Source organism: Veillonella sp. LMAG:90, assembly GCF_008679445.1.
Lineage (GTDB): Bacteria > Bacillota > Negativicutes > Veillonellales > Veillonellaceae > Veillonella_A.
The window spans coordinates 1,336,802-1,350,320 of record NZ_NAND01000001.1 but is presented as its reverse complement, the minus strand read 5'-3'; the positions used below and the strand labels follow the sequence as shown (position 1 = coordinate 1,350,320).

Here is a 13,519-nt window from a genome sequence, read left to right as displayed (position 1 = left end):
AAATTCCTTCCTTTTCAAAAATCTATACCTTTTCTTAGAAATGAAGTTTAGCTGTAAATGTTAATGTTCTCGGCAAGGAGAGGTATACCTGATTGCCTCGAGAAACTTGCCAGTAATCTTTATTAAACACGTTATTAACCATTAAGGATAATTCTGCCGGAACTTCACCGAAATGAGTTTTGTAAGTAGCGCCTACATCAAATATTGTATAGCCGCCGGCCCAAATTTTTTCATTCATAACAGGTGATCTACCTGTATAAATCCCACGACCTACAAAGCTCCAGAATTCATTAGGATTGTATTCCGCACCAAAAACAGCAGTCCATTCACTGGTACCATTAACACGTACACCATCTAAAGTACCATTTGTAGTTTTTTCTTGTTTCGCACTCATTCTGGAAATACCACCGAATAGATTCCACTTATCAGCCAACTTACCGTTAACAGCCAATTCAAGCCCTTTATGGCGAGCTTGTCCGTCTTTAGATTGGAACGGTTTACTATAGCCGGTTTTATACACACTAATCAAATTATCTTGTTTGATATCATAGTATGCTAAAGTCCATAATAAATCATCTTTTAAATATTTAAACCCGATTTCATTTTGTTTGGTCTTTAATGGCGGTAATACATCCCCATAGTTTTCAAAAGTAGTATTAACGCCACTACCGGCATCAAAGTTTTCTGTATGACTCGCATAAATCGAAGAATTGTCATTTGGATGATAGATAAAACCATAAGTAGGACTTGTTGCATCAGTTTTAATCGTATCAATAGAAGACCAATTACTTGTATTTCCTGAGTATTTATAAGACTTAGATGTTGCCTCATGTTTATGGAAACCAAAAATGACATTCCATTTTTCATAAGTCATATAATCAATAATCGAGAAACTTTCAACGCGAGTTTTATTGCTCCAACGAGTATCAAATTTAGTCGGTGCCGGTAATATTTGATTAATGCCATCATATAGACTACCGGAACCAATGGTAGCCAAAGAGCCATTATTATACGCTGTTTTTCTGTTACGCCAAGCCTGATTATATGACAACGTAATATCATGGTTTATATCACCGGTATTATAATGCGCCGTAGTGCCTAATTGCCAATAATAATATTCTTGCGGTGTTCCACCCGGTCTAGCAGTTACAGGGAATGTTCCGTCTTCCTTGAGCACGTAACCACTGCCACCATTGGCCATAACATTTCGATCCAAATCATTTCTCTGCATACCAAAGTTAGCAAAACCATCCCAATGTTCATTAAATTTTTGCTCATGATTATATGTCATTAACCAACCGTGAGTTGATTTAACCATACCGTCAAAGCTATAATCATTGGATCCTTTTGGCACACCAGGGAGTTTAGTCACAGAACTGTCTAAAATAAACCAACGCAAGCCGCCTTGGATATCTAAATTACGATACCCAATAAATAAACTATCTTTTGATTTTTCTGACTGGTGGTCGATATTGGCAAAAATACCTTGCCCGTTAATTTTTGTACCTTTTACCGAGCTTCGGCCATTAAGATTTTCAGTGGTAATTCGAATACCCCATTCTTTATTTTTACCAAAACGTTCACCATAATCTAAATATTCACCAAACAAACCTCTACCGGAAATAGTCTGAGTAAAATCAAATACTCGATTATCAGGAGCAACTTTAGTCTTAACGCTAATAATCCCCCCCGGATTAGTTGTTTCATACTGTACACCGGTACCGTAAATACCAACATTAGGCCCGGAAATCATTTCTAAAGACTCGATAGGATATAAAGGCGTATTAAATTGAGTAAATACTCCTGGCACATTATTTACATAAAAGTTAGTACCGTTAGTTCTAAATCCACGGAAGAAAAAGTCTCCGTGTAAAATTGAACCGCTTTGTCGGATTGATGGCGAATTAGCCAATAATGAGTCCATTGGTTTATCCGGACCGGTAAACATCTCCATCGATTTTTCAGTGAAATTTGTTTGTGTAAACGGAATATCAAGCGTATCTTTACCACTAAAAAAGCCGGTTTGTGACTTAGTATACACAAAGTCCCCCGGTAATACTTCACGCTCTTTATTACGATCCCCAATTACGACAATATCCGGTAATTTTTCAATTTCTTCGGCAGCAGCGTATGGTTTATATCTTTTTACTGCATCCCCATTACTTTCATCTGCCGCATAAACACTCCCCAGTACTGAGGTTGTTAATGCCATCATAATAAGTGCCGATAAAAGTTTCTTATTCGTCATACAAATCTCTCCTTATAAAACATCGACGACTAATAATTTATTTTCATGGTTAATTGTACAATGAAATTGAACACATAAAAAAATCCATAGTGAATACCGATTTGTGTTATGATTAAGGTCTCTAATCTAAAATCTTATACACGAGGTATCGATATCACTATGGACTCTATTAATCATAACACATCATTACGTACAAACAAACACTTATCTTACGCAGAACGCTTTCATATTGAAAAACAATTGCAAGCGGGTGCTTCAAAACTGTCGATTGCTAAAGCTTTAGGCCGTTCTCGTACAACCATTCATGCTGAAATTCAACGAGGTACTGTTGAACAAATAAAGGCTGGTAAACGGGTCATGGTGTATCTAGCCGATCATGGACAGGCAAAGTATGAAACCTCTCGTAAAGGCTCGTTTAATACTCGAAAAGCCGGTATGATTACACCTTTTCTTACTTGGGTTGAAGACCAGGTATTGGAGCATAAATGGTCATTTGATGCTGCCGTAGGCTATGCATTGCGTAAGTGCTTGTTTGTACGTAATGAAATGGTGTCTACTAAAACTTTATATAACTACCTTCATGAAGACCTTCTCCGCGTTAAACCAATGGATTTACCGCTAGTGCTACGCCGTTCAATGCGTAAAGCTATTACGCGTAAGCACAAGAAAAATCTAGGTAAGTCTATTGAACTACGTGATGAATCTGTTTTGACTCGCGAGGAATTTGGAAATTGGGAACTCGATACCGTTCGAGGCATTAAAGATAAGCATGATGAAGTAATTATCTCTCTATTAGAACGTAAAACACGAATTTATGTAACGTTACGGTCACCTTCCGCTAAAGCAGTTGACATAAAAAACACGCTACACAACTGGCTATTAGGCTTTAGTACCGATATTTCATTACAGCAACTCTGCAAGACAATTACAGCTGATAATGGCCTTGAATTTGCGTCTATTACTGAACTTGAAACAGAGAATTTACAGATCTTTTTTGCTCATCCATATGCCGCATGGGAACGTGGCTCTAATGAACGACATAATGGTTTATTACGCCGCATTATTCCTAAAGGAACACCAATTCGTGACGTATCCGAAACAACACTTCGCCGGGCAACCGACTGGTGTAATTCCTTACCTCGTAAGATCCTAAATTACCGTACGCCGCAAGAAGCCTTTGTTGAAGAAGTTAAGAAGTTAGTGGATTTACAAAGTGTTCAATTTGATATTGCAATTTAGCAATTTATTTTCATTTTTACCGATGTTTCCTTGTTTCCATGGCAAAAAATAAAAATTAAGGTTATAATCATTTCCCACTTCTTACAATGAAAAATGACTACCATCTTTGAATGAATATATGATTTCTATAATCTGCTCCGATATATAAGTAAATCCATTTTCACCTTTTACTGCTTTTTGAAGAAATCTGTCACTAAGCTCGTCTTTATACTGTAAATATTTATCTTCACCAATATCGTCTATCATCTGACCTTCTATATCATTCCATGCCTGAAAAGAAATAGGCCGTCCATATCGCGTATACTGAACATTTGCTGATATGCCCATATTCCAAAGCATCATGGGCATAAACATATAATCACTATTTATTTTATACTCTATACGTAATTCATCAAAAATTTCATGCAAATAGGGTTTATATACTGTACGAATTATAAAAAAACCTTGCTTGCCGTATTCTGAAATTTTCTTCAATGCCGTCTCCATATAACGAACTCGATATAAAGAGTTAACCGACACAACAAAATCTGCATCATAAGGTTCTTCAAATTCTTCCCATTTACTATGATGCATTCGTATATTTTCTATATTTTCATATTCAATATTTTTTAGTAATTCATTTAGCATGGCCGGCGAAAAATCCACAGCTAATATTTCCTTACTGTATTTAGAAAAAGGTATGGTAAAATTTCCAACTCCACACCCGACTTCAAGCAACCTTTTATTATTACCAATTTTTTGATGAAGCCATTCACCTAAACCCGGTACATCTCGATATAGATTAAATTTTTCTGAATATCTCGGTGCTAAATCTTTCCAAAACTTTAACTCCACACAATCGTTATATTTACGGTCTAAAAGATTATAATCAAGCCATTCCTGTTCTTTTTCCCACAATTCATTTAAATTGATATTTCTTAATTTTCTCAATTTATCAACTCTTCTCATATAGTTTAAATAATAAAATCATCTTATATTTAGCGTTAATATATTGCAATCTATAAAAAATAATCATATATATTCATTCAGTTTTTATAGATTAAACTTTTCAAATTTCATAAATATTCTATGAAGAAATTATACTTAAAAAATCTTGAAATGGTCAATAAAATATGAATTATTATCATAACTAAGCTTTATTTCTTGAATCATCAAGCTAGCGAGAATAAAAAAATGCAATAAATTCTGACTAATATCAAAATTCATTGCATTTTCTAGTTAAAATTAATATGGACTTAATAAACTAAACTCTATTAACGTAGGATTTAATTTCCTATCTAAAATGTCCCTACACGTTTTCACCACATCAGCCAATAATTTATACGAATAGGCTTGTACGCTTTGGTCGTAAATTAAGCTCTGAGCCATAATCTCTTCAAACGTTACCCGTTTTTGTAAATCCTGCAACTGTTTAGCCGCGGAAGCCGGACTGCCAATCAACGAAACGGACGTCATCTGTCTAACTACGGCCTGCTCACGGAACGCGATGTCCTCTGCTTTAAAAGGAATAGGGCCAAAATGCGGTGCTCGTTTAGCTGCCACATAATTATCCCAAAGTTCAGCTTCTGTTTCCACCGGCGGCTGCAAACCTTGATTATTACCGGTAACAATATCAATAAAACGTTGTGTCTGAGTCGTTGCTAAATGTTTAGCTTCTTCATCAGTATCAGCCAAGACGACATTCATACCCAAGATAACATATGGTTTTGACAACACTTTAGACGGTTTAAAACGTTCCCGATAAATCTCTACCGCTTCTTCCATCATGGCCGGTGCAAAATGAGAGGCAAAGGAATATGGCAAACCTAATTCGGACGCCAAGTACGCACTGTCAGTGCTGGAACCTAGAATATAAAACGGTACCTGAAGACCGGCAGCCGGATAGGCATGAACATTATTAGTATCATCGAAATAGCCTTTTAACTCACGCAATTCTTCGGCAAAATCGGTATAGAGATTATTAGTGCGTCGAAGAGCCCGTGCTGTTACCTGGTCCGTACCGGGAGCTCGCCCCAAGCCCAAATCTAAACGATTCGGATAGAGCGTTTCTATCGTGCCATATTGCTCTGCCACCAAGTACGGGCTCTGGTTCGGCAACATTACCCCACCGGAACCGACACGAATCGTTTTAGTATTAGCCAAGGTATGTTGAATCAGAAGTTGAGTCGCACTACTTCCCAAGGATTTCATATTATGATGCTCGGCAATCCAGTAGCGTTCATAGCCGTAACTTTCTACGGCTTGAGCCAAGTCAATCATGTCTTTATAAGCGTCAAGATAAGTCTGACCAGCTCTTAGGGGTACCAAATTTAACATGGATACCTTTAAGCCTGTTTGCACTGTCTTAACATCTTGCTTATTGTCTTCCTTCATATATATCTCCTTATACACTATTATGTTCCTGGCATAACTGCTTTATCGTATTGAGCTAATTACACCGTAGCTTCTATTAAATCTACATTTCGTGATATGAGTATATATCCTAGAGTTATTATATGATTTATCTTATTCGATGCCAACAATATATTTAAATATTTCTATGAAGTTAATTATTATAACTCAATAATCCTCCATCGGCGCGGACTCATTTATCCGTTACATAAGATTAGACAACGACCTCATAATAAGATCTACATCCTGGTTTTCCAGCTCTTGGATAATATGAAGATATGTCTTCTGTGTCGTAGTCATACTGGCATGGCCAAGTCGCCTGGCCACACTGGCAATAGAAACTCCGGCAAATAGTAAAATCGATGCATGCGTATGACGCAGGCCATGAACCGAAATTACAGGGATATCAAGTTTCCTGCAGCACCGCTCCAGCATATCATTCACAGTCGAGTTATATATCTTTTCCTTTTTAATGAAAATCGGTTTATCCTGCGGCAAATCTTTAACAAGAAAAGCAAAATGCATAATAACCTGCCAGTCTATTTGAATTTTACGGACTGACGACTTATTCTTTGTCGGTGAAAACCCACCGCCATTTTTGTAATCCCATGTTTTACTCACAGAAAGCGTCTGATGAGCGAAGTCAAAATCTGCCGGCGTAATGGCCAATGCTTCTGAAAAACGCATGCCTGTCTTAGCTACCAACAGAATGAACCAATCCCAATTCACTTCATCACCTAAATTCAGGCTTTTCAGCAATGTATGAAGCTCAAACTGATTCAAGTATTTTGTTTTCTTCGGGGCTTGTGCCTTCCCTTTAATAATAACCTTACGGGTCGGATCGCGCGGAATCAGGCCTTCATCAACCGCATCAAGAATGGCTCCTTTCAACTGATGATGGAAGTCCATCGTCGTCTGCCGCTCATGCTCCTTAGCATACTCATTAATGATTTGCTGATACGAAACCCGCGTTACATCACAAAGTCTCAATCCCGGAGCCAGTCGTTCCAGCCAAGCAAGGCTCATATGATACTTCGAAAGTGTCACATTGCGAATAGCGCTTTCCTTATACACCGAAACCCAGTTACGATAATAGTCCGTTAAATAATCCGTAGCTTTATTTACAATCGACATAAGTGCCTCCTTCCTACGCCGATGAAGGATTGGAGGCACTCGCTTGGCTCATCTTTAATTGTCTTTTTAGTTTCGTCCGCATTATCACTACAGATTTACTTACATGTGTTGTGATAGTTCTTACTTGCTTCGTTCTTCTGTTCCTCTTCGTCCGGATCCTGAATGTCAAAACCGCCTTCCAAAACAAATTTTGTGAGCAACTCATCTACCCGATTATTCACGCGGAATGGTGGTAACTTCTTCTTATCCACTTTTGTAAAATATTCTTGCGCTTTTTCTCTGACTACCGTTGCTTTTAAGGCGTCAAAACGACCATATTCATTCAAGTTATCCTTCGTTACATGAGCGTCCATCAAATTTGTCAAAAGGACTTCATCAACACCAAGATAGGTGGAAATCTTTTTGTTTTGCTGGTTTTTAGCTCGTTCTATATATTCGAAAATATAGTCCCTAAATGTCTTACCATCGACAATTTTTACATCACCGGTCTGCACATCATGGAGAAAAATATTCGCATATTTTTGCTCTTCCTGTGTTAAAAAGGCAAAGGATTTATGAAGGTCAGTCAACGTTTCCTCAACCGTAGCCGGATCGGCATCAGGGTCTAATAATTGTTTGCGCCATTTTTCAAAACGAGAATTCATGTAGTCGTTGTCAATAACACCCGTGTTCTGTTCAGTAAGATATGGGTCAATCGGGAATGTAATTTCACCACCATCATCAGGAGGATTTCCCCCTGGGCCCGCTCCTCCTGTTCTCAATTCTTTATAACGCTGATTCAAAATCAGATAGTCATCTTCCGTCGGCAACAGCTGAATCATTTCTTCTTCGCTCGTATCTTCCACATCAATTAAAGAAGAATATTCCCTTTTATTCCACGTAAACCCTTGAATCCTAGCGGCCTGAAGATAAGTGGAGAACTCACGGAACAATTTAGCAAACTTAGCTTTAGACGGTGTATCTTCCGGCAATGTATCCATATCCGGCACGCCGGCGCTTTTAAAAATAGTCTTCATTTCAGCAAACGTGGCATTCATATGACGCACATTATCCGGTAAATGGTCGGCAAATAAGCCTTGCGGACGGTCGCCGGAATAAAGCTGTACAGCTTCTTCAATATTGCGTTTCATCGTATGCGGCATGCGATAATACCGAATCGAACCAAACGGCTTTTCATTAATATTGAAAAGTCGGTTAGTTCTCGAAAAAGCCTGAATTAAATTCTGATATACCAGCATTTTGTCCAAATATAAAACATTGATCCACTTTGAGTCAAAGCCGGTAAGCATCTGATTCACAACAATCAAAAGGTCCAATTGTTTTTCAGGCTTTACCCATTTATATGGCGTTTTGTGCGCCAATCGAGCCGACACATCTTTTTTAAACTTGGCATAACCGCCGATGTCAAAGTTTTGCTCGAAAATAGCATTATAATCCTCAAGCATAGCCTTGAGACCGTCTTCCTTTTCTAAAGCATAGCCACCTTTATTATCAATAGTTGGGTCAAAAAGGCCGGTTACCTTTAACTGCGGATAGCGTTTTCTAAACTTAAGATAATAACGAACGGCTTCCGGAATGCTACTGGTGGCAAAAATCCCGTGGAATTGATGATTACGCGAAAGTGTACGCCAGTTTTCAGCAATATCGTCGACTACGGCCCACTGGTACTCATCCGTTTGCCAAGCTTCTTGCTCTACATAATCTTCAATCCCTCGTACGTAAGAACCGTCCTCTTCACGTTTACCCGCCATAGGAACCTGCGCCGACGACATAAAGCGATAATATGTTTTGCTCATCGTCGGATCTTCTAACGCCTCTTCAATCGAATAAGCCCCCGATTCCTGTAAAGCAACTTTTTCACGCAAATCTTTATCCTTATACACCATTACCATGGTCGGGTCAAAACCAAGCACGTTCTTGTCGCGAATGCCGTCAGCAATGCTGTAACGATGAAGTTCATCACCAAAAATATCCGCTGTGGTAGTCATGGCTTGTTCGTTTTCATTAAAAACCGGCGTTCCCGTAAAACCAAAGAAAAGTGCATTCGGGAAGGTAGCCTTAATCGTGGCCAACATCTCACCAAACGTCGAACGATGACATTCGTCAATAATAAACACGAGCCGCTTAGACTTCATTAACTCAAGATCTTTGGACCGCATTTTGCTGGCTGCATCTTCCTTAATATTACTCATCTTTTGAATCGACGACACAATCAAGGTGTCCTTCGGATCTATGCTTTTCAACTTACTGATCAAGGTAATCGTATCTTCCGTTTCCTGCACATCATCCACATTATCCGCAAACGCCCGATATTCCTTGAGCGACTGCGTGCCAAGCTCGATTCTATCCATAAGGAATATAACCTTATCCGCATCCTTTGAATTGGCAATAAGCTGCGCCGATTTAAAGGACGTCATGGTCTTACCGGAACCCGTGGTATGCCAAATATAGCCCCCACGCTGATTTCCTTCGTGCCAATCATTTTTGGACACGCGGTCAGAAATCTTGTTGGACGCATAATACTGATAACTGCGCATTACTTTTAAAACACCGTCAGAATCGTCGGCAACCGTGTAAAAACCAACCAATTGATGTGCCATTGGAATGGATAATAGGCGTTCCGCCACAACCTTCCAATCATTCACCGGGTCATTATTTAGGTCAGCCCAGTGGAAGTAAAAATCCGGATTGAACTTGCCATCAGGCCCCGGATTGGCAAAGTACAAGGCCTCCTTAGGATTCATAGCTACAAAGATTTGCACCAATGAAAAGATTCCTGAAAAAAGCCCTTCATGTGCGTATTTTTCAATCTGATTAGCCGCTTCAATTACAGGCACACTGGATTTCTTGAGCTCAATGTGAAACACCGGCATACCGTTGATGAGGAGCATCAAATCGCCGCGTCTATCCTGCAACACCTTTTCACGACGGACAAAACGAGGTTGCTGCACAATCTGATAACGACTTTGCCCGGCCGCAATTTCCATGCGGTCATAAATCTTCAAACTTACTTCCTTACCGTAATGCAATGTATCGTCAGGATTTTTCCGCGTTATGGACACAGTTTTCCCATTAATAAAACCATCTAACTTCAAAGGAGTGCGAAGACGACGGATTTGTTCCAACAAATCTTCCATTTCTTCTTGAATCAGAGGATAATCTCCCAGACGATCAATATCTCTGTTATTTTCAAAAAGGATATTTGCCCAGTTTTGAAGCAAATCTTGTTCCGTCGGATTCTTGAGAACGTCCTTTTCCCAACCATAACGCTGCAATGCAGTTATTAAAGCCGCTTCAAAATCTGATTCTTTGTTAAAATCATCCATAACTTTACTCCTTTTTCTATTAATTTCCATGAATTTTGCTGTCGTTGATGAAAGGTAATGAGGGTATCAAAGTTAGAAAAAAAGTTTCCCATACAATACTGTTCTTTCATAGATGGAATATCTGCTATCATTCCTTTCAAGTCAGCAAAAGGTGGAATATTTTTCATTGCAGATCCATTACTCATTTTTGCAGAAAACTCATCAATCTTATTGCTAAATATAATTTTATATAAATCTTTTGTAATAAATCCTTCATTCACTCTAATCCGCATGAGTGCCTGATTTATAATGCCTGGCTTTGATTTATGCGGTAATTCATATATCTCGCCAATTGTACCCGCACATGAAACAATAATATCGCCCGCATGTGTCTCAAAATTTGATAACTTCTGAGCATATTCTCTTGTTATAAAATATCTTGCAAATCGCCAGTCTTTATTAATAGCATTTTGTTGTTCATAAACTTTAACAGTATCAATTCCTTCCGGAACAAAAATCTCTTTTTTTAACGCACTACCAAACGGACCTTTTTTATAATCAGCCATTTCCCCCAACTTACGCTGTTCCCAATCATCACTGAAGCCTTTGAACCTAATCCTCGGGGTTTTTCTTTTTTCCATCTCATTAACCCCCTATCAACTTCTGCAATTCACGGATGCCGGCCATATCAGCTTCTGAGCCGGTAAGTTCAGAAAGCATAGCAGACAATTCTTTTTCAGTCTTTCTGATTTCTTCCTCAATATCGCTCATTGTTTCAGCATATTTTTTAGACAAAGTTTCAATACGATTCGTAAAGTCATTGAGCATGGCATCAGCAAGAGCTAATGTGCCATCTACAATCGGTTTTGCCCATTTTTCATGGAGAAGTTCGCGTACCGCCGCATCAGAAAGAGATTCAATAGTCTCTTTAGTCAAAAGATGCAAATCGGTTTCTTCCGTTTTAATCTGATTTTTTAATTTCTTCTCTTTATCGTTAAGACTTTGCGCGCTTTTAAGGGTCTTAATTAGTTCCTTATTGTCAGCTTCGTCCTTCTTAAGTTCAGCTATTACGCTCTTAATATTTTTTACCACAAAGGCATCATTAGCATCATTAAGAGCCTCGGAAATGGTTTTCTTATCATCTTCACTCAAAGACTCGAGCAATTCCTCATAGGAACCCGGAATTTCAGAAAGTTCATTACTCTTCTGCGTCAAAGAATCCAATTGTTCGGCAAGGCAAACGCGCTGCACCAAATCAAAGTCAAGGATATGACCTTTCCAGCCATCCTGCACTTCCGCATCTTTGCCGTTCTTTTTCTTAATTACCATGTTAGGGTCAACGGTACGAACAGCCTCCATGCCTTCCGCCTGAATCAATTCCAAATCACCGGCGATGGCTCCATATTGTTCTTCAAAAATCTCATAGGCCTGATATGGATCTAAGAGTGGAATCCCGGTAAAGCGTTTGAAAAGTTCAGTTGCCAAGGATTCTTCTTTTCTAGGAATAGAAAGACTCATAGCATCGTCAATCAGTTCACGGTCTAAGCTTTCGCCTAAATCGGCAAAACGGTTGCGGAATTGTGCCAAGAAATTCTGCACATCTTTATTATCCAGGATAGTCTTTTTAATATCCTCAGTACTTACAGACACATACTCATCACCAGTAGTAAAAAGCTCTTCTTTTAACGATGGGAATACATTCCAATAAGCGTCAAAATCAGCTAATTCAGCTACCGGAATGCCACCAAACATAGTCGCATAAATATCATAAGATTCGGCTTTTTCAGAAGAATCCACATAGCGCGGAATGTTCAAGTTATAGTCATTGTTGCGGATTTCTTCGCGAGTAACGACACGAGAATATTTATCCTGAGTCAAACGGCCTTTCACCGTGTCTACAATACGGCGAATATCTGATGCTCGAAGTTTGTTATTTTTACCTTCTTTGGCAAAACCTTTAGACGCATCAATGATGAGCACATCGTCGTTTTCACGTTTTTGACGAAGCACCATAATGATGGTCGGAATGCCCGTGCCGAAGAAAATATTTGCCGGCAAGCCGATAATCGCATCAATATTATTCTGCTCAATGAGGTTTTTACGAATCTGACCTTTTTCACCACCGCGGAACAATACCCCATGTGGCAAAACAATAGTCATAATGCCGCCAGGTTTCAAGTGGTATAAATCATGTAATAAAAACGCATAGTCTGCTTTAGATTTAGGGGCTAGACCATAGCGAGAATAACGCGGATCACTTTCTTTACCGGCCGGTTCCCAACGTTGTGAATACGGTGGATTGGAAACAACCGCATCCACATAGAGCGGCTCATACGTACCGACCGGATCCGCTTCATCAAAATACGGCCAATCTTCTTCCAACGTATCCCCGTTGCGCGTCAAAATATTATCCGGCAAAATCCCACGCATAACCAGATTCATACGGGTCAAGTTATAGGTATTGGACTTCAATTCTTGCGCATAGTAACGAATACTATTTTCGTTTTCCATGTATTTAGCGGTAGTCTGGCCGATATTTATAAGCAAGCTCCCCGAACCACTGGTTGGGTCATAAATTTTGATGTTTTCACGACCTCTTAAATGATTAGCTACCACTTCAGACATAAGCAAAGACACTTCGTGCGGCGTGTAGAATTCCCCTGCTTTTTTACCGGCATTAGCTGCAAAATTAGAAATCAAATATTCATAGATAAAGCCAAGAACGTCATAGTCCTGCTTTTTATCCATCGGAATTTCGTTAATAAGCTGTGCCAAATCACTAACGGCCTTCGTCTGCGATTTCGTGTTTTCACCCAATTTAGAAAGGCCTGTTTCGAGGGTATTAAAAATCCCGTCAAATACTTTTTATGGGACGGTGAAATCAGACGTGTAAAGGATGATAAAGCAGTTCGCACATTGTCTACCGAGAAATCTGCCCCCATTTGAATCCATGTGGAAAAAAGGTCTTTATACGCAATAAAATAGCCTAGATTCTTTTGAACCGTACGCACCGTTTCATCGTCATCCTCGTTTACGTATTCTTTGATGTCTTCCGGCGTGTATTCTTGGGATAAAAGCCACTGTTCTTCTTTGTCCGACAAGTATTTATAAAAAATGAAACCAAGGATATAATCCTTATACTCATTCGCTTCTATCTTAGACCGCATGCGGTTTGCAGACTCCCAAATCTTGGCAGCTAACT

8 protein-coding genes and 1 pseudogene are annotated in these 13,519 nt (G+C 39.1%); 1 reads left to right on the top strand and 8 read right to left on the bottom strand.

Annotated features, from left to right (window positions below; all coding sequences use genetic code 11):
- Positions 1-34: 34 nt before the first annotated feature.
- Positions 35-2,248, bottom strand: coding sequence for a TonB-dependent receptor (locus tag CCC71_RS05940; protein ID WP_021840539.1), 2,214 nt, complete (start codon positions 2,246-2,248; stop codon positions 35-37).
- Positions 2,249-2,407: 159 nt separating this feature from the next.
- Here CCC71_RS05940 and CCC71_RS05935 point away from each other — a divergent pair, with 159 nt between their 5' ends.
- Complete coding sequence (locus tag CCC71_RS05935; RefSeq protein ID WP_226974713.1) at positions 2,408-3,487, top strand: IS30 family transposase; 1,080 nt, start codon at positions 2,408-2,410, stop codon at positions 3,485-3,487.
- Positions 3,488-3,568: 81 nt separating this feature from the next.
- Here CCC71_RS05935 and CCC71_RS05930 read toward each other — a convergent pair whose 3' ends face one another.
- The 7 genes and pseudogenes from CCC71_RS05930 to CCC71_RS05900 all read right to left on the bottom strand — a co-directional run.
- Entirely contained in the window at positions 3,569-4,435 is an 867-nt protein-coding gene (locus CCC71_RS05930) for a class I SAM-dependent methyltransferase (RefSeq protein ID WP_021840520.1), read from the bottom strand.
- A gap of 276 nt (positions 4,436-4,711) precedes the next feature.
- Positions 4,712-5,860 (bottom strand): LLM class flavin-dependent oxidoreductase, encoded by a 1,149-nt coding sequence (locus tag CCC71_RS05925; RefSeq protein WP_021840519.1) that lies wholly within the window; start codon positions 5,858-5,860, stop codon positions 4,712-4,714.
- A 222-nt stretch (positions 5,861-6,082) separates the two neighbouring features.
- The gene (locus CCC71_RS05920) at positions 6,083-7,012 is read right to left on the bottom strand and encodes a site-specific integrase (protein ID WP_296333233.1); all 930 of its coding nucleotides are present in this window, start codon (positions 7,010-7,012) and stop codon (positions 6,083-6,085) included.
- A 95-nt stretch (positions 7,013-7,107) separates the two neighbouring features.
- Entirely contained in the window at positions 7,108-10,338 is a 3,231-nt protein-coding gene (locus CCC71_RS05915) for a type I restriction endonuclease subunit R, EcoR124 family (RefSeq protein ID WP_021840517.1), read from the bottom strand.
- Complete coding sequence (locus CCC71_RS05910; protein ID WP_156705751.1) at positions 10,296-10,958, bottom strand: restriction endonuclease subunit S; 663 nt, start codon at positions 10,956-10,958, stop codon at positions 10,296-10,298. The genes CCC71_RS05915 and CCC71_RS05910 overlap by 43 nt, the downstream gene beginning before the upstream one ends.
- Positions 10,959-10,962: 4 nt before the next feature.
- The gene (locus CCC71_RS05905; RefSeq protein WP_296333231.1) at positions 10,963-13,134 is read right to left on the bottom strand and encodes a type I restriction-modification system subunit M; all 2,172 of its coding nucleotides are present in this window, start codon (positions 13,132-13,134) and stop codon (positions 10,963-10,965) included.
- A 113-nt stretch (positions 13,135-13,247) separates the two neighbouring features.
- Positions 13,248-13,484, bottom strand: a pseudogene (locus CCC71_RS05900) (type I restriction-modification system subunit M N-terminal domain-containing protein); the annotation flags it as partial.
- Positions 13,485-13,519: the final 35 nt, after the last annotated feature.

Coding starts and splice junctions, on each gene's coding strand:
- CCC71_RS05925 (WP_021840519.1), bottom strand. CDS start 5,860: ATGAAGGAAGACAATAAGCAAGATGTTAAGACAGTGCAAACAGGCTTA.
- CCC71_RS05910 (WP_156705751.1), bottom strand. CDS start 10,958: ATGGAAAAAAGAAAAACCCCGAGGATTAGGTTCAAAGGCTTCAGTGAT.
- CCC71_RS05920 (WP_296333233.1), bottom strand. CDS start 7,012: ATGTCGATTGTAAATAAAGCTACGGATTATTTAACGGACTATTATCGT.
- CCC71_RS05915 (WP_021840517.1), bottom strand. CDS start 10,338: ATGGATGATTTTAACAAAGAATCAGATTTTGAAGCGGCTTTAATAACT.
- CCC71_RS05935 (WP_226974713.1), top strand. CDS start 2,408: ATGGACTCTATTAATCATAACACATCATTACGTACAAACAAACACTTA.
- CCC71_RS05940 (WP_021840539.1), bottom strand. CDS start 2,248: ATGACGAATAAGAAACTTTTATCGGCACTTATTATGATGGCATTAACA.
- CCC71_RS05930 (WP_021840520.1), bottom strand. CDS start 4,435: ATGAGAAGAGTTGATAAATTGAGAAAATTAAGAAATATCAATTTAAAT.